This window comes from Amycolatopsis sp. NPDC058278 (assembly GCF_042881395.1).
In the GTDB taxonomy this organism is placed as follows: Bacteria; Actinomycetota; Actinomycetes; order Mycobacteriales; family Pseudonocardiaceae; genus Amycolatopsis.
Genome location: NZ_JBHVXZ010000023.1, coordinates 75,086 through 97,217 on the forward strand (window position 1 = coordinate 75,086; position 22,132 = coordinate 97,217).

Genomic DNA, 22,132 nt, shown 5'->3' on the forward strand with positions numbered 1-22,132 from the left:
AGCTCACCCCGTAGGCCGGTAGAAGCCGATGAACGACTGTCCCGCGTTCGTGGTGCGGATCTTGCTGACCTGCACCGGGTCACCCGCCTCGACCATCTGGCCGTCGCCGATCACCATCGCCACGTGCCCGGACCACACCACGAGGTCGCCGGGCAGCAGCTGGTCGATCGAGGGCACCTCGGCCCCGACCGTCTGCTGCGCCGCCGTCCGCGGCAGCTGCAGGCCGGCGTCCTGGTAGGAGGTCATGGTCAGCCCGCTGCAGTCGAGGCCGACACCGCGGGCCGTGCCGCCCCACACGTACGGCACGCCGAGCTGGGAGAGCGCGTTGCGCACGGCCTTCGCCGCGGTTTCGTTCGGCGCCATGACCTGCTTGCCGCCGGGCAGGTTGATCGCGACGCCGCTGCCGGGCTGCGGCGGAATCGCCACCGGTAGCCGCGGTTTGTGGACGGCGCCACCGCCGCCACCGCCGCCGCCACCTCCCCCGCCGCCACCGCCGTCCGAACCGCCGGAGTACCCGCTGTTGCTGTTGAACGACGATCCGACCTTGGTCGCGGGAGCGGCCGACGAAGCCGACGTCGACTGCTCGCCGCCACCGAGCCGGCCACCGATGGCGGTCAGGTCGTTGATCGTCTGCTCGCTGAACGTCGCCGCCTGCCCGGTGAGCTGGCTGATCTTCGTCTGCAGCTTCATCAGGATGTCGCGCGAAGCGGCGCCGCGGCTCTCCGGCGGCTGGATGGTCTTCACCGCTTCCAGCGCCTTCATCGACGCCGCGATCTCCTTGATGATCTGGTCGCGGACCTGGTCGTTCTTGATCTCGCCGACGTGCAGCGTCTCGGCCGCCTCCGCGACGGCCTTCTCGATCTCGGCGCTCTCGTCGAGGAGGTCCTGGACCTCCTTCTCCAGGCTCTGCGACGTCGCCGTGGCGCGGTCGGTCGTCGAGCCGGAGCTGGCCGAAGCCAGCGAAACGCGCTGGTCCGACGCGACGTCGCGGGTGCGGCCCACCGACGTCTGCAGCGCGACGTGCGCGTCCCGCGCGCCGCCGATGGCCGCCGGGTCGTGGCGCAGCTTCTGCGCGAACTGGTTCGTCGTGTCCAGGCCGTGCCGGACGAGCTGGTCGGTGTGTTGCTCGGTCACGCGCGGTCCTGCCCGAGGTCGCCGCCGAGCCGCCGGAGGACGTCGCCGTGTTCGCCCTCGACCGCCGCGTAGTTGCGATCGGTCTGCCGGGCGGCTTCGCCGACCTGCCCCCAGCCGCCGCCGACGCGGTGCATCTTCTCCTGCAGCGCACGCATCCGGCCGCTGTAGGCGCCGGAGAAGCCGGACTCGCCGCCCATCTCGGAAAAGCCGTGGCCACCGAGCGTCACGTGCGGGCCGACGTGCCGCTCCGCAGCCCCCTTGACGTCTTCCCCGAGCGGGTCGACTTCGCGCGCGTACCGCGTGTACGCGCCCTCATCGACGTGAAACCCCGAACCGTCCACTGGCCCTCCCTGTCACCGAGGATGCGACGTACGCGAGGCACCCCCGGTTCCCTGTGCGGGAATCAGCCTAGTCCACGCTCCGTACCCGGGTGGGCGAATTGCCCGGAGTCAGCCGGTGACCTTCTTGAGCCAGTTCGGGTCCTGCCAGGACACGATCGAGCCGTTCGCGGTGACCGTCGGCGTGCCGAACCCGGACTGCCCGCCGCCGAAGTCCTGCGCCAGCTTCGGGTCGTTCTCGATCTGCTGGAACGCGGTGTTCAGCTGCTGGTCGTAGGTGCCGGCGTTGACGGTCTGGGCGAACTCCGGGTCGGTGATCCCGACGTTCTTGCCGAGCTCGATCAGCTGCGCCTTGTCGTAGCCGCGCTTGCCCTCTTGCGGCTGGTTGGCGAACAGCGCGTCGTGGAACTGGAGGAACTTGCCGGCGTCGGCCGCGGCCAGCGCCGCGTTCGCCGAGTCGAGCGAGTAGCCCGGCGGGCTGGAGCGCTGGTTGAGCAGCGGCACCATGTGGTAGCGCACCTGCAGCTTGCCGTCGTTGATCGCCTGCTCGACCTGGCTCTTGTACTGCTTCTCGAACTCGCCGCAGATCGGGCAGAGGAAGTCGGCGTAGACGTCGATCGAGGCCTTGGCGCCGGCCTTCCCCACGGTGACGACCACGCCGTTGCGCTTCTGGGTGACATCGCCCGCCAGCGCGCTCGCCGACGCGCCGGGGTTGATCACCTGGCCCTCGGTCTGGTTCCGGTCCGCGATCGTCCAGATCACGCCGCCGATCACCAGCAAGGTCAAGACGACCACGGCACCGATGCCGATGATCCACTTCCGCTTGTCCCCGGACGCGCCCCTGGCCTGGGCCACCGCCCTCGCCCCACCGGCCTGCGCCGCCTGACGGCGCTTCCGTGCGGTCCGCTCTGCTCCACCCACTGTGTATCAGTTCCCTTCCGCGATACCCGAGTAGTCGGGTCCGGGTTCGCCCGAGTTCCCGCGACCTCGCGCCAGCCAGCCGTCGAGCGACAGCGAGGTGCGCGGACGCGCCAGCAGCCACACCGCCAGCAGCGCAAACCCCGTGTCGCGGAGGATCTCCTGCGGGTACTCGGTCTGCCCCGCCGCCACGTGGCCACCGCCGCCGAAGCACCCGCAGTCGATGCTCAGGCCGCGCGCCCACGATTGGGCGATACCGGCGATGAGCACGAGCAGCAGCCCCAGCGCGGCCGCGGCGGCCCACCGGGTCGCCAGGCCGGCGAGCAGCAGCAGCCCGAGCACGAGTTCCACGAGCGGCAGCGCGATGGCCACCATGTCTTCGAGCGCGTCCGGCAGCACCTCGTACGCCTGCACGGCGATCAGCGTCTGGCCGGGATCCGCCAGCTTGAGCGCACCGGAAACGAGCCAGACGGCCGCCAGCCCGAGCCGGGCGAGCGTGCCGACGGTGTTCAGCACGGGTTGGGACGGTCGCACCACGCGCTTAGGCTAACGGGGGGACCTGAGAACAACGTGAGGCGGAGGGAGCGGCCGGATGCGGTGGCGCACGCTCCTCGGCTCGGCGTTGCTGCTGGTCACCGCGTCGGCGTGCGGCCCGGCGAAGGTCTCGCCCACGGACTCGCTCGTCACCCGGGCGAGTGCCGCGGATCACCTGACCATCGGCATCCGGTTCGACGCCCCGGGGCTTTCCGAGCACACCATCGACGGCCGGTTCGTCGGGTTCGACGTCGACGTCGCGACTTTCGTCGCGAGCGAGCTCGGCGTGCCCGCGAAGGACATCACGTGGCGCGAGACGACGTCGGCGACGCGGGAAACGGACCTCACCTCCGGCGCCGTCGACCTGGTCGTGGCGAGCTACTCGATCACCGACAAGCGCAAGCAGGTCGTGTCGTTCGCCGGCCCGTACTTCACCACCGGCCAGGACCTGCTGGTGCGGCGGACGTCGGCCGACATCGCCGGGCCCGAGGCGCTGAACGGGCGCCGGCTGTGCTCGGTCACCGGGTCGACGCCGGCGCAGCAGGTGAAGGACAAGTACGCCCAGGCCGTCCAGCTGGTCGAGTACCCGCGGTACTCCGACTGCGTGACCGCGCTGCTCGCCGGGCAGATCGACGCGGTGACCACGGACGCGGTGATCCTGGCCGGCTACGTCGCGCGCGACCCGGAGCTGCTGAAGATCGTCGGGAAGCCGTTCTCGAAGGAGAGCTACGGCGTCGGCCTGCGCAAGGACGACACCCAGGGGGTGGCCGCGGTCGACGACGCCATCCGGAAGATGATCTCCTCCGGCGAATGGCTGCGCTCGCTCAACGCGAACATCGGCCCGTCCGGTTACCAGCTGCCCCCGCCCCCCGAGGTCACGTCGAAGTGAAGCTCCCCGACCTGCCGGTGCGTGCCGTGCTGCCCGACGTCGTCGCCGCGCTCGACGAACGCGGCACCGCGGTGCTCGTGGCGCCGCCCGGCACGGGGAAGACGACGCTGGTCCCGCTCGCCCTGGCGGCGGCGGCCGAGGGCCGGGTCGTGGTCGCCGAGCCGCGGCGGCTGGCGGCCCGCGCGGCGGCGGCGCGGATGGCGGCGCTGCTGGGTGAACCGGTCGGCGAGACGGTGGGCTACGCCGTGCGCGGCGACCGGAAGGTGTCCGCGCGGACCCGGATCGAGGTCGTGACGTCGGGGCTGCTGGTGCGGCGCGTGCAGGGCGATCCGGAGCTGCCCGGCGTCTCGACGGTCCTGCTCGACGAGTGCCACGAACGGCACCTGGACGCCGACCTGCTGCTCGCGCTGCTCTTGGACGTCCGCGCCGGGCTGCGCGAGGACTTGCGGCTGCTGGCGACGTCGGCGACGGTCGCGTCCGGGCGGCTCGCGGCCCTGCTCGGCGACGCCCCGGTGGTGACGGCCACGGCGCGGACGTACCCGGTGGAGTTCTCGTACGTCCCGCCCGCTCGCGGTGAGCGCGTCGAGGCGTGTGTCGCGCAGGCGGTGCGGACCGCGTTGTCCGACGGGGACGGTGACGTCCTCGCCTTCCTTCCCGGCGCCGGGGAAATCGCCCGGACGGCGGGTCTGTTGTGTTTGTCCGATGTGGACGTTCTCCCGCTGCACGGCCGGTTGTCGGCGGCGCACCAGGACGACGCGCTCCGGCCGCGTGACCGGCGGCGGGTGGTGCTGGCGACGGCGGTGGCGGAGTCGAGCCTGACGGTGCCGGGCGTGCGCGCGGTGGTGGACTCGGGACTGGCGCGCGTGCCGCGCGTCGACCACCGGCGCGGGCTGCCGGGGCTGGCGACGGTCCGGGTGTCGGCGGCGGTGGCCACGCAGCGGTCCGGCCGCGCGGGCCGGGAGGCGCCCGGGCGGGCGTACCGCTGCTGGGCCGAGCACGAGCAGGCGACGCTGCCGGCGTACCCCGAACCGGAGATCCGCACGGCCGAGCTGGCCCGGCTGGCGCTGGAGCTGGCGTGCTGGTCGACCCCCGACGGCAGCGGGCTGGCCTGGTGGGACCCACCGGGCGAAGGCGCGCTGGCCGCGGGCCGGGCGCTGCTGGTGACGCTGGGCGCGACGTCGTCGGACGGGACCGTGACCCGGCGCGGACGCCGGATGGCCGAGCTCGGCCTGCACCCGCGGCTGGCCCGCGCACTCCTGGACGGATCTTCCGAAGTGGGCGCCCGCAACGCGGCCGAGGTGGTGGCGCTGCTGGACGCGGGCGCGACGCTGACGGACGTGCACGCGGAGCTGAGACGCCTGCGCTCGGCGGGGGACGAAGGAGCGCGGCGCTGGAAGCGGGAAGTGCGGCGGCTGGAGGGCTTGGTTTCACCCGCCCGCGCAGCCGGCCGGCCCGATCCCGCGCTGGTCGTCGCCCTCGCCCACCCGGAACGGCTCGCCAAGCGGCGTCCCGGCGGCGCACCCGTCTACCTCATGGCCGGCGGCACCGCCGCCGAACTCCCGCCCGGCAGCGGCCTCGACGCCGAGTGGCTGGCGATCGCCGAAGCCACCCGCGATCCCGGCCGCGTCCACGGCACCATCCGCCTCGCCGCGGCCGCCGACGAGACCCTCGCCGTCCGCACCGGCCAGGTGTCCGAAGTGGACGAAGTCACCTGGGACGGCGACGTCGTCGCCCGGCGGGTCCGCAAGCTCGGCGCCATCGTCCTGTCCGAGAAGCCGCTCAAGCACGCCGACGTCCGCGACGCCCTGGTCACCGGCCTGAAATCCGAAGGACTCGGCCTCCTGAAGTGGAGCCAGGACGCGATCCGCCTCCGTGAACGGATGGCCTTCCTGCACCGCGTCCTCGGCCCGCCCTGGCCCCCGGTCGACGACGCCGCCCTGTTGTCCGATGTGGACTCCTGGCTCGACCTCGGCACCGCTCGCCGGAAGTCCGACCTGGCGAACATCAACGCGGGCACCGCACTGAAAGCCCTCCTCCCCTGGCCGGAAGCGGCGAAACTCGACGACCTCGCCCCGGACCGCCTCGAAGTGCCGTCGGGGTCGCACATCCGCGTCGACTACCGCGGCGACCAGCCGGTGCTCGCCGTGAAACTGCAGGAGACCTTCGGCTGGACCGAAACCCCGGTGATCGCCGGTGTCCCGGTGGTGCTGCACCTGCTCTCCCCCGCCGGACGGCCCGCGGCGATCACCGCCGACCTCGCGTCCTTCTGGACGTCCGGCTACCCGGCCGTGCGCGCCGACCTGCGCGGCCGCTACCCGAAGCACCCCTGGCCGGAGGACCCCGCCGGCGCCGTCCCGACCCGGCACACCCGCCGCCGCACCTGACGAAAGTCGGGGGCGGCCCGCGACCGTCGTCCGATGCCCGCGCACCCCCGCGGACCGCAGACTTCGACGCATGATCACACTCAGAGGACTCACGAAGCGCTACGGGGAGAAGACCGTCGTCGACGCACTCACCTGTGACGTCGCTTCGGGCCAGGTGACCGGGTTTCTCGGCCCCAACGGCGCCGGGAAGTCGACGACCATGCGGATGACCGTCGGGCTCGACCACCCGCAAGCGGGTGAAGCCCTGGTCGGCGGGCGGCGCTACGCCGAGCTGCGGCACCCGCTGCGCGAGGTCGGCGCGCTGCTCGACGCCAAAGCACTGCACCCGGGCCGCAGCGCCGGGAAGCACCTGCTGGCCATGGCCCGCAGCAACGGCATCGCGGCGAGCCGCGTCGAGGAGGTGCTGGCGACGGTCGGGCTGTCCGATGTCGCCGGCAAGCGGGCCGGGCAGTTCTCGCTCGGCATGGGACAGCGGCTGGGCATCGCGGGCGCGCTGCTCGGCGACCCGGGGGTGCTGCTGTTCGACGAGCCGGTCAACGGCCTCGACCCGGACGGCGTCCGCTGGGTGCGGCAGCTGATGCGATCGCTGGCGGCCGAGGGGCGGACGGTGTTCGTCTCGAGCCACCTGATGAGCGAGATGCAGCTGACCGCCGACCACCTGGTGGTGATCGGCAAGGGCAAGCTGCTGGCCGACGCGCCGGTGGCGGAGTTCATCGCGGGCAATTCCCGCACGACGGTCTCGGTCCGCGTCCCGGCCGACGGCGACCGCGCCGCGCTGGACGCGCGCTTGCGTGCCGAGGGCGGGCTGACGCACCCGGGCGAGCCGGCCGAGCTGGTGGTGGACGGCGTCGACGTCACCCGCGTCGGCGACCTCCTGCACGAGCTGGGGATCCGCGTGCACGGACTCGCCGAGCGGACGGCGTCGCTCGAGCAGGCCTACATGGAACTGACGGCTTCTTCGGTGGAATACGGGGTTTCGGCATGACGGCACCGGTCGAAGTACGCGGCGGCGGGCTCCCGGGAGCGGTGGCCGCGGAGTGGACGAAGTTCTGGTCGGTCCGGGCGACGTGGTGGTGCCTGGCGGCGGGAACGGCCCTGATGCTGTGCTACGGCACGCTGTCGGCGATCGCCCAGCGCCTCGGAGACGAACCGCAGGGCGCCCACACGATCGCCCTCGGCGGCGGTTTCTACCTGGCCCAGTTCGCGGTGATCGCGCTGGCGGCGCTGTTCGTGACGAGCGAGTACGCGGGCGGAGGAATCCGCTCGACGCTGCTGTGGACACCGGTCCGGTCCCGCGTGGTCCTGGCGAAGGCGGCGGTGCTGGCGCCGGTGCTGTTCACGTACGGAGTGCTGCTGTCGTGCGCGGGAATGGCCTTGGCCACCGCGGTGATGGACGGCCACGGCCTGCCGACGTCGTTCGAAGCGGGCTTCACGACGGCGTCGGGCATGGGCGGGTACTTCGCGCTGCTGGGTCTGTTGTGCGCGGGAATCGGCTGGGCGTTGCGCAGCGCGGCCGGGACGCTGGTGTCGGTGATCGTGCTGCTGGTCCCGCTGCCGCTGATCGCGGCGTCGCTGGGCCTGCCGGAGGCGATGCCGTACTTCCCGGGCATCGCGGGGGTGAACGCCATGGTCGAGGCGGGACAGCCGAACCCGATCACGATGACGGCCGCCCCGTACGCACCTTGGGTGGGCTTGGTGATCTGCGCGGCCTGGGCCGCGGCGGCGTTGCTGGCGGGCGCGGCGGTGTTGCGCCGCAGGGACGCCTGAACGCCCGGTGCGATATTGCCTTGCCGCCCCAGGAGAGCAGTGTCTACGTTCCGGTGATGCGTTCGCGACTGCTGGCGGTGACCTTCGACGCGGAGAACACGGCAGGACCGGCACGCTTCTGGGCCGGCCTGCTCGGCCGGGAGGTCGTCGAGGATGCCGGCGGTGTGCTGCTGCCGGGCGGGGACGCCCAGCTCGGCCTGCGGTTCGTCCCGGGCCGCGCTGGCCGGCTCGGCGCGAACCGGATGCACCTGCACCTGACCAGCGCCGACCTCGACCACCAGCGGCACACGGTGGCCACGGCGGTCCGGCTCGGTGGCCGCCACGTCGACGTCGGACAGCGGCCCGAGGAGGGGCACGTCGTCCTGGCCGACCCGGCAGGCTACGAGTTCTGCGTGATCGAGCCCGGCAACGGCTACCTCGCCGGGTGCGGGCCGCTGGGCGAGCTCACCTGTGCCGGAACCCGGCAGGCCGGCCTGTTCTGGAGCGAGGCGCTGGGCTGGCCCGTGGTGTGGGACCGGGGCGAGCAGATCGCGATCCAGTCACCGCGCGGCGGCACGAAAGTCGCCTGGGACGCCTGGGACGGCACGCCCGTGACGCCGGAAGCGGGGCCGAACCGGCAGCGCTTCGAGCTGCTCCCGGCGGACGGCGACCAGCGGGCGGCGGTCGACGCGCTGATCTCCCTCGGCGCCACTCGGCTCGAGGCCCGCACCGACGGCACCGTCGTGCTGGCGGATCCGGACGGCACCGAGTTCCGCGTGCGGCCGGCCGACCGCGACCCCGCCGGGTCGCCACCCCGGTCCGGGTGACCGCCGGATTGCTCAGCCGGCTGCGAACACCACGACAGGGTGGCGGGCCACCGGGCCGAGGTCAGCCCACGCCGATCCCCGCGAGGATGTCCCGGGCGCTCGCGACCAGCTCAGCCAAGTCGGGCGGCGCAAGCGATCCCGTCCCCGCCAGCGCGCCGAAGATCGTCCCCTCCATCCAGTCCACCACCACCCTCGCGTGCCGCGAAGGGTCCGGGGAACCGGCCGCCTCCAGGGCGGCCGCCGCTTGGCGGCGGATCTGCAAACCGCCCTCGTCGTACACCGCCCGCAGCTCCGGGCGCCGGGTCGCCTCCAGTGCGAACTCGTACCGCGCCAGCATCCGCGTCCGGCCCGCGGTGATCGCGTCGAACGCATACCCCGCGACGAACTCCGCCAATCCGCCACCGCCACCGGTCAGCGGGGCCTGGTCCAGGACCACGATCCGCGCGATCGTCAGTTCCAGCAGCGCCGCCCGCGTGCGCGCGTAGTACGACGTCGACCCCGTCGGCAGGCCCGCCGCGCGGTCCACCGCCCGGTGAGTCAAGCCGCGCATGCCTTCCGCCGCGATCACTTCGATCGCTGCGTCCGCGATCACATCCAACCGATCCACGACAAGGCACTCTACAGGTGTAGAGTTCTCTACACCTGTAGAGGAGGCGACATGCACGCAGTAGTGGTCGGCGGGGGCATCGGTGGACTGGCGGCGGCCGCGGGGCTGCACCGGGTCGGCTGGACGGTCACCGTTCTCGAGAAAGCGCCCGAGTTCGGCGACGTCGGCGCCGGGATCTCGCTCTGGCCGAACGCCCTGCGCAGCCTCGACGAACTGGGCGTCGACCTCGGCGAGCGCCTGGCGCCGCAGCGAGAAGGCGGGTTCCGCGACCGCCGCGGCCGCCGGATCACCCGCTTCGACGCCGCCGGGTTCGAACGACGGCACGGGCGGCCGCTCGGCGCGATCCACCGGCGGGACCTCATCGCCGCCCTCCGGGACGCCGTCCCGGCGGACAGCCTCCGGACCGGCGCCGAAGTCACCGAAGTCCGCGAAGACGGCCTGGTCCGCTACAACGAGAGCGAACTGCGCGCCGACCTCGTCGTCGCGGCCGACGGCATCCACAGCCGGGTCCGCCACGCCCTCTTCCCGGACCACCCGGCGCCGGTGTACTCGGGCAGCACGGCGTTCCGCGGTGTCGCGCACCGCCCCGGAACCGGGCTGAGCACGAGCTTCGACCGCGGCACCGAGGTGGGCGTCCTCCCGCTGACCGGTGGCGACGTCTACTGGTGGATCTCGACCCTCGCCCCACCGGACACCCGCCGAGCCGACCTCGAACCGGCCTTCGAGAACTGGCACGAGCCGATCCCGGCACTCCTCGACGCCACTGCGCCCGAAGCCGTGCTGCACCACGACCTCTACTACCTCGGCACCCCGTTCAAGACCTACACCCGGGGCCGGATCGCGCTGCTCGGCGACGCCGCCCACGCGATGCCGCCGTTCCTCGGCCAGGGTGGCTGCCAGGCCATCGAGGACGCCGTCGTGCTCGCCCACGCGGTGTCCACACAGGACACCGTCGACGCCGCCCTCGAGCACTACGACCGGCAGCGACGGCCGCGCAGTCAGCAGGTCGTGCGCGAGTCCGTCCGGATGGGCAAACTCGGCCCCCAGCTGACCAACCCCGTCGCGGCGATACTGCGCACGGCCCTGCTGAAGTGCCTGCCGGCCAAGGCGACGGCCCGCATGGGCGCGGGAATCACGGGGTGGACGCCGCCGCGTCTCCCCCGACCAGTCCCGCCTCGTACGCCGTGATCGCCGCCTGGACCCGGTTCTTCGCGCCGAGCCGGGTCAGGATGGTGCTCACGTGCGCCTTGACCGTGCCCTCGACGACGAACATCTTCGCCGCGATGTCCGCATTGGACAGTCCCGAACCCAGCAGCGTCAGCACTTCCCGCTCGCGCGGGGTCAGCGCGGCGATCCGCTCGCGAGCCGCGGCGGCACGCGCCAGCTGTCCGCCGGAGAGCCGGGCGATCACCCGCTGGGCCACCTTCGGCGAGAGGAACGCGGCCCCGCCGGCGACGGCGTGGATACCGGAGAGCAGTTCGCGCGGGTCGCCCGACTTGAGCAGGAACCCGCCCGCGCCGAGGCCGAGGGCGCGCTCGATGTAGTCGTCCTCGCCGAACGTGGTCAGCATGATGACGCCGGTCGCGGGCAGCAGCCGCCGGATCTCGGCGGCCGCGCCGAGGCCGTCGAGGCCCGGCATCCGGATGTCCAGCAGCACGACGTCCGGGTGCGTGGCCAGCACCTGGGAAACCGCTTCCCGGCCGTCGGCGGCTTCGGCGACGACCTCGATGCCCGGGTCCGCGGCGAGGATCGCCGCCACCCCCGCCCGCATCATCGCTTCGTCGTCGGCCAGCACGACCTTGATCACGGCGCCCCCTCGGTGAACCAGTCCTTCGCCACCAGTTTCCCATCGGCGAAGCACAGCCGGTAGGCGGCGTAGTCGTTGTCGAGCCACGACCGTCCGCTGCCGTAGTACTCGCAGGCGACCCCGGGCACGGACGGCAGCGGCGGCTCGCTCCGCAGCGGCCGGGCGTCGCGCTGGTTCTCCGGCAGCCGCGGCGCCACCTCGGTCCGCGGCTGCCCGATCCGCAGCCGCTCGTAGACCCCGGTGGGCAGCTCCGAGGAGTTCCACTGGTAGAGGAACGCGATCTCGGCGACCGCGAGGACCACCCCGAACAGGCCGAGCGGGACGGCGACGGCCTGGATCAGGCTGCGCCGCACGTCGCGCCGGGCCAGTTCGAGGGCGCGCGCCGACGTCGACGTCCCGGCTTCTTCGTCGTCCGAGGCGGTCTCCGGCCGCTCGACCGGCGCGGCCCCGTGCGGCAGCGTCGCGGTGACGGCGAACCCGCCGGCCTCGGGCCCGGCCCGCAGCGTGCCACCGACGAGCCGGACGCGCTCGCGCAGGCCGATCAGCCCGACGTGCCCGGACGCGGCCCCGGGCAACGGCCCGGCGGGCGGCGGCGCGTTGACCACGCTGACGTCCGTCCGCGCGCCGGCGCTGGTCACCCGGACCGAGACGGCGGCGCCCGGCGCGTGCTTCGCCACGTTCGTCAGTGCTTCCTGCACCACGCGGTAGGCGGCGCGGGCCACCATCGGCGGCCGCTCCGCGTCGTCCACTGTGGACTCGATGAGCAGTCCGGACGCCCGCGCCCGGGAGATCAGCTCGCCGAGGTCACCCTGCACCGGTTCGACCGGCGCGGCGTCCTCGCGCAGCACGCCGATGATCTCGCGCAGCCGCTCGGTGGCCGTCGCGGCGCTGGTCCGCAGCTGCGCGGCGGCCTCTCGCTGGGCGTCGCCGAGCCCGCCCGCGACCTCCAGCGCGGCGGCGCGGACGGCGATCAGGCTCAGCTCGTGCCCCAGCGAGTCGTGCATGTCGCTGGCGATCCGCGCCCGCTCGCGCAGCCGGGCCTGCTCGGCGACCAGCTGCTGCCTGCTCTCCATCTCCTCGGCCCGGCGCCAGCCGGTGCGGGCGAGCTCGCCGCGGACCCGGACGTACCGGCCGAGCAGCCACGGCGACAGCCCGGCGAAGACGAGGATCGCGACCAGCTGCGCCCAGTCGCCGAGGCCGTCCGGACCGAAGACGAGCGCGACCGGGAGCCCCAGGACCGCGACGGCCACCCCGGTCAGGATGCCGGGGCGGGCGCGCGGCATCCGCAGCCCGGCCTGGTAGCCGATCGCCACCAGCACGAAGATCACCCACGCGGGCATGCGGCTGCCGTAGGGGAACGGCACGGCCAGCGCCCCGGCCAGCGCGAAGCCGAGTGAGACGGCCGGGTACCGCCGGGCCGTCGCGACCGAGCCGGTGACGACCACGAGGCCGCCGGCCAGCTCCCAGTACGACCGGGTGTCCAGCGCCCCGACGACGACCGTGAACGCGAGGAACAGCCCGATGGCGACGTCGAGCGCCACCTGCCACCTACGCTTCGTCACCGCCCGCACGGGTTCGAAGCTACAAGGCGTGACAACGGCAGGCCACTGCCGAAAGTCAATCCTTCAGCGTGTCCACGAACGCCAGGGTCTGCGGCCAGGAAAGGGCGAAGGCCTCGGCGTTCACCTCGGTGCCGCGGCGCGCGGAGTCGCTGAAGCCGTGTTCGGCGCCCGGGAAGTGCTGGGTGAACGTCGCGCCGCGCGGCCGGGCCTGCAATGCCGTCTGCAGCCGGGCGAACGTCTCGTGCGAGACGACCGCGTCCGCTTCCGGGTAGGCGACCAGCACCGGCGCGGTGATCGATGTCGACAAAGCGACCGCGTCGAGGTCGTGGTTCGGCGGTGCCGGATCCCGGACCGTCGGGTGGTAGGCGACGACCCCGGAGAGCCGCTGGTCACGGGCGGCGAGCAAGAGCGCGAACCGGCCGCCCAGGCACCAGCCCATGACACCCGCCGACGTGCAGCCGAGGTCGCCGAGCAGGTGGTCGAGCAACGCCGCCTGCTCCGCGAGCGCGGCTTCGTCACGCAGCTCGCCGAGCTTCGCGCCGAGGTCCTCGCGGGCGGTGTTGTCGGTGCTGGCGCCGTGGAAGACGTCCCAGGCCAGCGCCGTGATCCCGCGCCCGGCCAGCTCGTCGGCCCACGCCCGCACCTGTGCACCGATCCCGGTGATCATCGGCAGCAGGAGCATCCCGGACGCCGATCCGCCGTCCGGGCGGGCCAGGTAAGCGGAGAGTTCGCCGACACGGACGGTGGACGTCTCGATGCGCATATCCGCACGGTAGCGCCCGGCGTGTTGCATGATGATCCACCATGGCCGAGCGCACACTCGCCGACCAGTTGGGCGGCTACCTCCCCGAAGGCATCGAGGCCCTCGAAGAGCACGAGCGGCAGGACCTCGCCGACGCGCTGCGCGACGCGCGCAGGCGGCAGGCGAAAGCGCTCGCCGAAGCGGGCGAAGAAGGGCTCCGGTACGTTCCCGCGCTGCTGCGCGGCGCGGTCCGGAAGGCGGTCGGCCTGTGAACTACGCGGCCGAGGCGGAGATCCTCAAGCTCGCCCGCGTCCTCGACGTCGAGCCCGCGCGCCTGGCGTACCTCGCCCGCGTCGACGCCGACGACCTGCAGGCCTTCCGCGAGCAGGTCACCGACACGCTGTTCGACGCCAACGCCGCCGCGCTGCAGCGGATGGCCCTGGCCGCGCGGGTCGTGCCCGTCGGGGTGCTCGCCAAGATCGCCGAGAAGGTGTTCGGCCCGCTGCTGTGCGCCCGGATCGCCGGCCTGGTCGACGTCGCGCGCGGGGTCGACGTCGCCAAGCGGCTCAGCCCCCGGTTCCTCGCCGACGTGGCCGCGGAGCTCGACCCGCGGCGCGCGAGCGCGATCATCAGCCGGATCCCCTTGGACACCGTTCTCGCCGTCGCCGGCGAACTGGCGCAGAAGGCGGACTGGATCACCCTCGGCCGGTTCGTCGGGCACCTGCCGGACCCCACCGTGCGGCGGGCCCTGGAACAGATCGACGACCCATCGCTGCTGCGGATCGCGTTCGTGCTCGACGACAAGCGCCGCGTCGACCACGTCGTCGGCCTGCTCCCGGCGCACCGGCTCGGCCGGCTGGTCACGGCGGCGAGCGCCGACGAAGACCTCTGGACACCGGCGCTCGACCTGCTGGCCCACCTGGGCGAGGCGCGGCGCGCCACGCTGAAACCGATGCTCGCCGGCCTGCCCGAAGGGTTCCGGGAACGCGTTCAGGCCACGATCAAGGAGATCCCGTAGCCGACGATCGCCGCGCAGGCGGCGAAGCAGACGACCGCGCCGGCCAGCGGCCCGGTGCCCGGGGCACCCGATTCGCGGGCCGCTTCGCGCTGGGAGAGCCCTACCACCCCGAAGGAGAAGAGGCTCGTCAGGACCACGACCGACGCCAGGGCGACGACGAAGACGAGACCGAGGGAACCCCAACTGATGTGCACGGCGCTCCTCAGGCGTTGGCCGGCTGCGGTACGCCGGGCTCGGACTCGGTGATGGAGTGGGCGTTGATCGGGTTCCGCTTCGACGCGAGGTAGATGCCCAGGGCGACGACGACCCCGGCCAGGCCGACCAGCACGGTGCCCCAGGTCCCGAGCGTCGAGATCTCGGCGGCGAGCGCACCGACGATCGCGGCTGCGGGCAGCGTCAGCGCCCAGGCGAGCACCATCCGGCCCGCGACGCCCCAGCGGACTTCGGCGAGCTTGCGGCCGAGCCCGGAGCCGATGATGCCGCCCGAGCAGACGTGCGTCGTGGACAGCGCGAACCCGAGGTGCGCCGACGTGAGGATGACCGCCGCGGCGCTGGTCTCCGCCGCGAACCCTTGCGGTGTCCGGATTTCCGTGAGCTTCTTGCCCATGGTCTGGATGATCCGCCAGCCGCCGAGGTAGGTGCCGAGCGCGATCGCGGTGCCGGCGGTCAGGATCACCCAGAGCGGTGGCCCCGAGTTCGGCGCGAGCGAGCCGGACGCGATCAGCGTGAGCGTGATGACGCCCATCGTCTTCTGCGCGTCGTTCGTGCCGTGCGCGAGCGACACCAGGGAAGCGGAGGCGATCTGGCCGGCCTTGAAGGTGCGGCCGACGGTGTCCCGCTTGGCCCGGGCGGTGATCCGGTAGACGAGGAAGGTGCCCAGCGTCGCGACGATCCCGGCGACGACCGGCGAGGCGAGCGCCGGGATCAGGACCTTCTCGACGACTTTCCCGAAGTGGACGGCGTCGGAGCCCGAGGCGATCCAGGTCGCGCCGATCAGCCCGCCGAACAGCGCGTGCGACGAACTCGACGGCAGCCCGATCAGCCAGGTCACCAGGTTCCACACGATGGCGCCGACGAGCCCGGCGAAGATGATCACCGGCGTCACCTTCGTGTCGTCGACGATCCCGCCGGAGATCGTCTTGGCGACCTCGACCGAGAGGAACGCGCCGACGAGGTTCAGCACGGCCGAAACGGCGACGGCGACTTTCGGTTCGAGCGCCCCGGTGGCGATGGAGGTGGCCATCGCGTTGGCGGTGTCGTGGAAGCCGTTGGTGAAGTCGAAGGCCAGCGCGGCGACGATCACCACCAGCACGATCAGCGAGAAGTCCATGGGCGGCCCACTTTCGTTGCTGTTCGTCGGCAACGCTACTGATCGACAGCGACCACGCCGATCCCTGCCGGGTGACGGCATACCGAACTCTGCATGAACCGGGGTGGGGTAAACCCCACCAAGACTCTGTGGTTCAGCCCAGTGTGTCCGCCCGCGTCGCCTGAAAGGATCGCAACCGGGCGAAAGGGGCCACACGATGACCAAGCTGGGGTGGGCGATCGTAGCGACGGTGGCGTCGGCCGCGTTGTTCTTCTTCGGCACGGGCTTGGACCCGGTGCCCGAACTCGCCTGGCTGGCACCGCTGCCGATCTTGCTGCTCGCTCCGCGCGTCACCGGCGCCGCGGCGGTGGCCTGCGCGTTCGTCGCCTACCTCGCGGGGAGCACCGGCAGCTGGAGTTACTTCTGGCATTCGCTTTCGATCCCCCGCCCCGCGGGGATCGGGATCCTCGGCGGCAGCGCGCTGTTGTTCGCCCTGTCCGCGGGGCTGTTCCGGTGGCTGGTCCGGCGTGGGCACGGCTTGCCGGCTGCGCTCGCCGCACCCGCGCTGTGGACCGTCGTGCTCTACGTCGTTTCGCTGCTCAACCCGACCGGCCTCGTGGGCACCTTCATGACGACCCAGGCCGACCGGCCGTCGATCGTGCGGATCGCCGCGGTCACCGGGGGCTGGGGCGTGGAGTTCCTCGTGCTGTTCGTCCCGGCCGCCGTGGCCGCCGCGCTCGCCCCGGGAGTCCGCGGCCGGGCCCGGCTCTCCGGCCTGGTCGTCACCGCCGCGGTGCTGGCCGGGCTCGCCTTCTGGAGCACGCCGCCGCTCACCGGGCCGACGACGCGGATCGCCCTGCTCGCCCAGGGACAGAGCCGCTGGGCGATCGACGTCGCCACGTTCGAGGGCCGCACCCGCGTGCAGTCCTATGTGGACGAAATCGGCCGGCTGCCGGACGGCGTCCAGGCGGTCGTGCTCCCCGAAGCCACCTTCGCGGTGGACCAGGTCAGCCGTGCGCGGCTCGTCGAGGCCTTCACGCAGGTCGCCCGTGCGAGGAACCTCGACGTAATCACCGGCGTCATCGATACGACCCCGGACGGCCGGTTCAACGCCGCACTGGCGATTCCGCCGTCCGGCCCGCCGGTGGAGTACCGCAAGTGGCACACCGGGGATTCGCCGAACCTCGCCTCCGGCACCCAGCTCGCGCACCTCGCCGGGATCGGGCTGATGGTGTGCATGGACGTCAACTTCGCCGACCCCAGCCGTGAATACGGCCAAGCGGGCACAGGCCTGGTCCTCGTCCCGGCCTCCGACGAAGACGTCGACGGCTGGGTGCACAGCCGCACGGCGCTGATCCGCGGCGTCGAGAACGGCTTCTCGGTGGCCTGGAGCGCCGCGCGCGGCACGCCGATGCTGGCCGATGCCCAGGGGCACGTGCTGGCCGACGCCCACACCGGTGACCGCCCGTTCTCGGTGGTCGTCGCCGACGTCCCGCTCGGTCCCGGCAAGACCCCGTACGCCCGATTCGGCGACTGGTTCGCCTGGCTCTGCGGGCTGGTCGCCCTGGCCGGGATTATCACGGCGGCCCGCAGGCCGTCGTTGTCGCCCGTCACAACGCCCGCCGGGCAACTCTGAGCGTTTTCCCAGGTCGCCTCCAGCGGTCTGTGCCCGATCATGATCCGGGTCACGTACTGACGGGTAACTGGAGGCAGTGGAATGCGGGTCACCAACGGCGGTGTCAAGCGAATCCTGGCCGTGCTCGCCGCGGCGCTCACCCTCGGCGCGGTCGCGCCGTCGGTCGCGGAAGCGGCACCGGGCAGCGGCTGGAACGACTGGGGCTGTCGTCCCTCCGCCGCACACCCGGAGCCCGTCGTGCTCGTGCACGGCCTCGGTGCGAACGACACCGTCAACTGGTTCTTCCACGCGCCGAAGATCGCCGCCCAGGGCTACTGCGTCTTCTCGCTGACGTACGGCACCGGCATCCTCGGCCCCGGCGTCGGCGGGCTCGCGTCCATGCGGGACAGCGCCGCACAGCTCGGCCGGTTCGTCGACCACGTCCGGTCCACGACCGGAGCGGCGAAGGTCGACATCGTCGGTCACTCCGAAGGCAGCACGATGCCCGCGTACTACCTGAAGTACGGCGGCGGTGCCGCCAAGGTCGCCCGCTTCGTCGGCTTCGGCGCCAACTACCGCGGGACGACGCTCGGCGGCCTCGACGCACTCGCCAAGGCCCTGCTCACGTCCGTGCCCGGGCTCGGCGCGGTCCTGCGCACGGCGTGCGGCGCGTGCACCGAGTACCTGGCGCCGTCGGCCTTCCTGGACGACCTCGCCCGCGGTGGCGTCCACGTCCCCGGCCCCACCTACACGAGCATCGTGAGCAAGCACGACGAAGTCGTCACGCCCTACACCAGCGGAATCCTCGGTGAACCGGGCACCACGGACATCGTCCTGCAGGACTTCTGCGCGGGAGACGCGTCCGGGCACCTGAGCCAGGCGATCGACCCGAACGTCACCGGCCTGATCCTGCACGCGCTCGACGCGAGCTACACACCGGCGTGCACGCCGTTCACCCTGCCGTTGTGAGCGGGTTCTGCCCCAGGTACCGGCGCCCGTTTTCGGCGGACTCCCGCACGGCGGCGAACCCGTAGCCCACCATCGCGGTCTCGTAGGCCGCCACCGCCTCGAGCGGTGGCGCCCCGGCCAGCGCGGACGCCAACGTCGCACCGTCGCGCAGCGCGGTGTTGGCGCCCGCGCCGCCGGCCGGGCTCATCGCGTGGATCGCGTCGCCGACGAGCGTCACGCGCGACGGTTCCCACGGCCCGATCGGGATGCTCGTCCGGATCGGTTGCGGGAACGTCGCCGGGACGTCCCAGTGCTCGACCATCCCGCGGGCCAGCGGGTGCCAGCCGTCGACCAGGCGCAGCGCCACCTTCTGCAGGTCCTCCGGCGCCATCGCGGCGAGCTCGGCTTCGGAGTGGCCGACGACCTCCCAGCGCGCACCCACCGAGCAGGTCATGTACGGCCGGTCGTCGCGCAACCGCAGGTCCGGCACCAGCCGGGCGCACGCGCCGGCCACCGGTTCGGGGTAGTCGACCGGCGCGAACCCGGCCATGGTCCGGTCCGGCCCGATCATCATGGAGAACACCGCGAACATCTCCGGCTCGAACAGCGCGCGCGTTTCCGGCGTCAGCGGGATCCGGCCGTAGAGGTGCACCAGCCCGGCGTCGACGACCTCGGCGTGCGGGAGGTACTGCCGCCGCACACCGGAGTTGATGCCGTCGGCGCCGACGAGCAGGTCGCCCCGCGCGGCCGTCCCGTCGGCGAAGTGCGCGGTCACACCGTCCGCATGGGTCTCGTAGTGCGTGAACCGCTTGCCGTAAGCGACTTCCTGGCCGTGCAGCAGGATCTGCCGCAGGGTGAAGCGGTTGATGTTGAGGTGCGTCCCCTCGTCTTCCAGGCGCGTGAGCAGCCGCAACCGGTGGTCGTAGACGTTCGTGTGCGGCAACGCGCGGCCTGCGGTGGCGCGGAAGAGTTCGTGCGATTCCGGCGGCAGCACCGCGCGCAACGCCGTGTCGCCGACGCCGCTGATGTGCAGCCGGTACCCCTGCTTGCGCGCGCCCGCCGACTCGTCGCGTTCGTAGACCCGGCACGGGATTCCGGCGCGGCGCAGGCCGTGCGCGAGGCTCAGTCCACCCAGACCGGCACCGATGATGATCACAGACACAGCTGTCCCTTCGTCACGGATGAGGAAGGGACGCACAGGTAAGCCTGCGTGAGCATGCCCGGACTAACCCATACCGGACTGTGTCTTCGCGCGTCCTCGCTTTCGACGTTAGCGCACGCGCTCCCCGGCGCGCCACACCATGTTCGTCAGCGGCACGCCGGGCCGGTAAGCCAGGTGCGTCACCGAAGGCGCGTCGAGCACGTGGACGTCCGCCCGCGCGCCCGGCCGCAGCACGCCGACGTCGTCGCGGCGCAACGCCCTCGCGCCGCCCGCCGTCGCCGACCAGACCGCCTCCTCGATCGTCATGCGCATCTGCAGCACCGCCGTCGCGACGCAGAACGCCATCGACGTCGTGTACGAGCTGCCCGGGTTGGCGTTGCTGGCCAGTGCCACCGTCGCCCCCGCGTCCAGCAGCCGTCGCGCCGGGGCCAGGGGCTGGCGGGTCGACAAGTCGCACGCGGGCAGCAAAGTCGCGACCGTTTCGGAAGCCGCCAGCGCTTCGACGTCCGCGTCCGAAAGGTAGGTGCAGTGGTCGACGCTCGCCGCGCCCAGCTCGACGGCCAGCCGGACACCGGGGCCTTCGCCGAGCTGGTTGCCGTGCACCCGCAGGCCGAGCCCGCGCCCGGCGGCGGCCTTCAGCACCCGCGTGGACTGAGCCTCGTCGAACGCTCCCGTCTCGCAGAACACGTCCGCCCAGCGCACCCTTTCCGCGACCGCGTCGAGCATCTCGCCGCAGACGAGGTCCACATAGGACTCGGCGTCGGCGCCGGGCGGCACGAGGTGCGCGCCGAGGAACGTCACCTCGTCGGCCACCTCGCCGGCGATCCGGGCGCTGCGCGCTTCGTCCGCGACCGTGAGCCCGTAGCCCGTCTTGGTCTCCAGGCACGTCGTGCCCTGCCGGGCCGCCTCGTCGACGTGGTGCCGCAGGTTCGCCGCCAGCTGCTCGTCGGACGCTTCCCGCGTCGCGCCGACCGTGATCGCGATTCCGCCGGCGGTGTAGGGCTTTCCGGCCATCCGCGCCTCGAACTCGGCGGTGCGGTCCCCGGCGAAGACGAGGTGCGTGTGGCTGTCGACCCAGCCGGGCAGCACCGCGCGGCCTCCGACGTCGACGCGTTCGTCGGCGTCCGGGGCCTGCGCGGCGGACCCGGCCCAGGCGACCTCGCCGCCCTCGACGACCAGGGCGGCATCGGTCAGCCTGCCCAGCGCCGGGTCGTTGGTGGTGAGCTCGCCGATGCCCGTAATCAGGACTGCCACAGCGCCTCGATCTCCTTCGCCAGTACGGTTTCCGGTCGGTCGACGAGCAGGTGCACGCCGTCCCGCACGACCTCGCGGCCGGCGACGACGACGTGCCGGACGTCCGAGCCGGACGCCGCGAAGACGATCCCCGACGGCTCGATCCCGGCCGTCCGCACCGAATCCAGGGCCACGGTGACGAAGTCCGCGCCCGCCCCCACGGCGAGCGCGCCGACCTCGGCCCACCCGACCGCCGCGTGGCCGGTGCCCGCTTCGAGCAGCTCTTCGGCACTGAACCGGCCACGCTGTTCGCTGGCCAGGCGGTCGTCCAGCTCCAGCGCCCGGGTCTCTTCGAACGCGTCGACGACGGCGTTGCTGTCGCTGCCGATGCTCAGCCGCACCCCGGCGTCCCGCAGGGCGCGGGCCGGGCCGATGCCGTCGCCGAGGTCGCGTTCGGTGGTCGGGCAGAAGCACGCCCCGACCCGGAACTCGCCGAGCCACCGCACGTCCCGGTCGGTGAGGTGGGTCGCGTGCACGACGGTGAGCCGTTCGTCGAGCACACCGCGGGCCCGCAGCAGCCCGGTCGGGGTGAACCCGGTGGCCGCCTCGCACTGCTCGTTCTCCGCGCGCTGCTCGGACAGGTGGATGTGCAGCGGCCGGTTCCCCGGCACACCCTTGTCCACTTCGGACAGCTGGTCCTCGGGTACCGCGCGCACGGAGTGGATCGCCCCGCCGACCCGGAACAGCTCACCTTCCTTCAGCGCGCCCACGCGCGAAGCCCACGCTGACGCCGAGCCGTCCGAGAACCGCCGCTGGACGTCGTCGGGCTCGACACCGATGCCGCCCGCCAGGTAGCAGGTGTCGAGCAGCGTCAGCCGGATCCCGGCCTCGGCCGCGGCCTGCCGCAGCGCCTCCCCCATCGCGTTCGGATCGGCGTACGGCTTCCCGCCGGGCGCGTGGTGCAGGTAGTGAAACTCGCCGACGCTCGTGTACCCGCCGAGCACCATCTCGGCGTAGACCCCGCGGGCCAGCCGGTAGTACGTGTCGGGGTCGAGCCGGGACGCCAGCGCGTACATCCGCTCGCGCCACGTCCAGAACGTGCCGCGCTCGTGGTGCGTCCGCCCCCGCAGGGCCCGGTGGAAGGCGTGCGAATGCCCGTTCGCGAAGCCCGGCAGGGTCAGTCCGCGAAGCACCACGCCACTGCGGGGCGCGCCCGTCGTCACCGCGGTGATCCGGCCGCCGCCGACGTCGATCCGCACCCCGGCCGCGATCCCGTCCGGCAGCCAGGCCTGTTCGCACCAGAAAACTGTCGGTGGCTCGCGATAGGCTGGAAACGGGGGGCGCCCCCGCGGGCTGAGG

At 72.8% G+C, this 22,132-nt stretch carries 23 protein-coding genes; 10 read left to right on the top strand and 13 right to left on the bottom strand.

Translation table 11 applies throughout. The annotated features are described in order from the left end of the window. Window positions 1–3: 3 nt before the first annotated feature. From ACFVYA_RS14795 to ACFVYA_RS14810, 4 genes are all read right to left on the bottom strand, one after another. On the bottom strand, window positions 4–1,134 hold the full coding sequence (locus ACFVYA_RS14795) for an NlpC/P60 family protein (RefSeq protein ID WP_387045226.1): 1,131 nt from the start codon (window positions 1,132–1,134) through the stop codon (window positions 4–6). Then, window positions 1,131–1,475 carry a hypothetical protein gene (locus tag ACFVYA_RS14800; protein ID WP_387045229.1) on the bottom strand — a complete coding sequence of 115 codons (345 nt, stop codon included), beginning with the start codon at window positions 1,473–1,475 and terminating at the stop codon, window positions 1,131–1,133. Before ACFVYA_RS14800 ends, ACFVYA_RS14795 begins: the two co-directional genes overlap by 4 nt. 108 nt (window positions 1,476–1,583) lie before the next feature. Continuing rightward, the gene (locus tag ACFVYA_RS14805) at window positions 1,584–2,327 is read right to left on the bottom strand and encodes a DsbA family protein (RefSeq protein WP_387045231.1); all 744 of its coding nucleotides are present in this window, start codon (window positions 2,325–2,327) and stop codon (window positions 1,584–1,586) included. 72 nt (window positions 2,328–2,399) lie between these two features. Continuing rightward, complete coding sequence (locus ACFVYA_RS14810; RefSeq protein WP_387045281.1) at window positions 2,400–2,906, bottom strand: MauE/DoxX family redox-associated membrane protein; 507 nt, start codon at window positions 2,904–2,906, stop codon at window positions 2,400–2,402. 76 nt (window positions 2,907–2,982) lie between these two features. Here ACFVYA_RS14810 and ACFVYA_RS14815 point away from each other — a divergent pair, with 76 nt between their 5' ends. The 5 genes from ACFVYA_RS14815 to ACFVYA_RS14835 all read left to right on the top strand — a co-directional run bounded on the left by ACFVYA_RS14815 (window position 2,983) and on the right by ACFVYA_RS14835 (window position 8,770). Continuing rightward, a complete protein-coding gene (locus tag ACFVYA_RS14815; protein ID WP_387045233.1) occupies window positions 2,983–3,813 on the top strand; it encodes a glutamate ABC transporter substrate-binding protein in 831 nt (276 codons plus the stop codon). Next, window positions 3,810–6,197, top strand: a complete 2,388-nt coding sequence (gene hrpB / locus ACFVYA_RS14820) for an ATP-dependent helicase HrpB (protein WP_387045236.1) — start codon at window positions 3,810–3,812, stop codon at window positions 6,195–6,197. Before ACFVYA_RS14815 ends, hrpB begins: the two co-directional genes overlap by 4 nt. Window positions 6,198–6,267: 70 nt before the next feature. Continuing rightward, window positions 6,268–7,182 carry an ATP-binding cassette domain-containing protein gene (locus ACFVYA_RS14825; protein WP_387045238.1) on the top strand — a complete coding sequence of 305 codons (915 nt, stop codon included), beginning with the start codon at window positions 6,268–6,270 and terminating at the stop codon, window positions 7,180–7,182. Next, complete coding sequence (locus tag ACFVYA_RS14830) at window positions 7,179–7,964, top strand: ABC transporter permease (RefSeq protein ID WP_387045240.1); 786 nt, start codon at window positions 7,179–7,181, stop codon at window positions 7,962–7,964. Before ACFVYA_RS14825 ends, ACFVYA_RS14830 begins: the two co-directional genes overlap by 4 nt. A gap of 56 nt (window positions 7,965–8,020) precedes the next feature. Then, window positions 8,021–8,770, top strand: a complete 750-nt coding sequence (locus tag ACFVYA_RS14835) for a VOC family protein (RefSeq protein WP_387045242.1) — start codon at window positions 8,021–8,023, stop codon at window positions 8,768–8,770. Window positions 8,771–8,831: 61 nt separating this feature from the next. Here ACFVYA_RS14835 and ACFVYA_RS14840 read toward each other — a convergent pair whose 3' ends face one another. After that, on the bottom strand, window positions 8,832–9,488 hold the full coding sequence (locus ACFVYA_RS14840) for a TetR/AcrR family transcriptional regulator (RefSeq protein WP_387045244.1): 657 nt from the start codon (window positions 9,486–9,488) through the stop codon (window positions 8,832–8,834). On the opposite strand from ACFVYA_RS14840, the gene ACFVYA_RS14845 reads away from it, so the two are divergent. Further along, window positions 9,429–10,565 (top strand): FAD-dependent monooxygenase, encoded by a 1,137-nt coding sequence (locus ACFVYA_RS14845; protein WP_387045245.1) that lies wholly within the window; start codon window positions 9,429–9,431, stop codon window positions 10,563–10,565. The genes ACFVYA_RS14840 and ACFVYA_RS14845 overlap by 60 nt on opposite strands. Here the strand turns inward: ACFVYA_RS14845 and ACFVYA_RS14850 are convergent. Genes ACFVYA_RS14850 through ACFVYA_RS14860 form a run of 3 tightly spaced genes read right to left on the bottom strand, consistent with a single transcriptional unit; the run spans window position 10,510 to window position 13,509 of the window. Beyond that, on the bottom strand, window positions 10,510–11,184 hold the full coding sequence (locus ACFVYA_RS14850) for a response regulator (protein WP_285988634.1): 675 nt from the start codon (window positions 11,182–11,184) through the stop codon (window positions 10,510–10,512). The two genes, ACFVYA_RS14845 and ACFVYA_RS14850, sit on opposite strands and share 56 nt — an antisense overlap. After that, window positions 11,181–12,755: a sensor histidine kinase gene (locus tag ACFVYA_RS14855; protein ID WP_387045248.1), complete on the bottom strand. Its 1,575-nt coding sequence runs from the start codon at window positions 12,753–12,755 to the stop codon at window positions 11,181–11,183. Before ACFVYA_RS14855 ends, ACFVYA_RS14850 begins: the two co-directional genes overlap by 4 nt. 46 nt (window positions 12,756–12,801) lie before the next feature. Further along, window positions 12,802–13,509, bottom strand: coding sequence for a dienelactone hydrolase family protein (locus ACFVYA_RS14860; RefSeq protein WP_387045249.1), 708 nt, complete (start codon window positions 13,507–13,509; stop codon window positions 12,802–12,804). Between the two features lie 41 nt (window positions 13,510–13,550). On the opposite strand from ACFVYA_RS14860, the gene ACFVYA_RS14865 reads away from it, so the two are divergent. Continuing rightward, complete coding sequence (locus ACFVYA_RS14865) at window positions 13,551–13,760, top strand: hypothetical protein (RefSeq protein WP_003082038.1); 210 nt, start codon at window positions 13,551–13,553, stop codon at window positions 13,758–13,760. Next, entirely contained in the window at window positions 13,757–14,506 is a 750-nt protein-coding gene (locus tag ACFVYA_RS14870) for a hypothetical protein (protein WP_387045251.1), read from the top strand. The genes ACFVYA_RS14865 and ACFVYA_RS14870 overlap by 4 nt, the downstream gene beginning before the upstream one ends. Here the strand turns inward: ACFVYA_RS14870 and ACFVYA_RS14875 are convergent. Together ACFVYA_RS14875 and ACFVYA_RS14880 are read right to left on the bottom strand one after the other, a co-directional pair. Further along, window positions 14,479–14,700: a hypothetical protein gene (locus ACFVYA_RS14875; RefSeq protein ID WP_387045253.1), complete on the bottom strand. Its 222-nt coding sequence runs from the start codon at window positions 14,698–14,700 to the stop codon at window positions 14,479–14,481. The genes ACFVYA_RS14870 and ACFVYA_RS14875 overlap by 28 nt on opposite strands. An 8-nt stretch (window positions 14,701–14,708) precedes the next feature. Continuing rightward, on the bottom strand, window positions 14,709–15,836 hold the full coding sequence (locus tag ACFVYA_RS14880) for an anion permease (protein ID WP_387045254.1): 1,128 nt from the start codon (window positions 15,834–15,836) through the stop codon (window positions 14,709–14,711). Between the two features lie 196 nt (window positions 15,837–16,032). Here ACFVYA_RS14880 and ACFVYA_RS14885 point away from each other — a divergent pair, with 196 nt between their 5' ends. Further along, window positions 16,033–17,451 carry a nitrilase-related carbon-nitrogen hydrolase gene (locus ACFVYA_RS14885; RefSeq protein WP_387045256.1) on the top strand — a complete coding sequence of 473 codons (1,419 nt, stop codon included), beginning with the start codon at window positions 16,033–16,035 and terminating at the stop codon, window positions 17,449–17,451. Window positions 17,452–17,532: 81 nt separating this feature from the next. After that, entirely contained in the window at window positions 17,533–18,399 is an 867-nt protein-coding gene (locus tag ACFVYA_RS14890) for an esterase/lipase family protein (protein ID WP_387045258.1), read from the top strand. Here ACFVYA_RS14890 and ACFVYA_RS14895 read toward each other — a convergent pair. The 3 genes from ACFVYA_RS14895 to ACFVYA_RS14905 all read right to left on the bottom strand — a co-directional run bounded on the left by ACFVYA_RS14895 (window position 18,383) and on the right by ACFVYA_RS14905 (window position 22,032). After that, complete coding sequence (locus ACFVYA_RS14895) at window positions 18,383–19,540, bottom strand: FAD-dependent oxidoreductase (RefSeq protein ID WP_387045260.1); 1,158 nt, start codon at window positions 19,538–19,540, stop codon at window positions 18,383–18,385. The genes ACFVYA_RS14890 and ACFVYA_RS14895 overlap by 17 nt on opposite strands. A 108-nt stretch (window positions 19,541–19,648) precedes the next feature. Further along, window positions 19,649–20,794: an imidazolonepropionase gene (gene hutI, locus ACFVYA_RS14900; RefSeq protein WP_387045262.1), complete on the bottom strand. Its 1,146-nt coding sequence runs from the start codon at window positions 20,792–20,794 to the stop codon at window positions 19,649–19,651. Then, window positions 20,782–22,032, bottom strand: coding sequence for a formimidoylglutamate deiminase (locus tag ACFVYA_RS14905; RefSeq protein WP_387045265.1), 1,251 nt, complete (start codon window positions 22,030–22,032; stop codon window positions 20,782–20,784). Before ACFVYA_RS14905 ends, hutI begins: the two co-directional genes overlap by 13 nt. Window positions 22,033–22,132 lie beyond the last annotated feature (100 nt).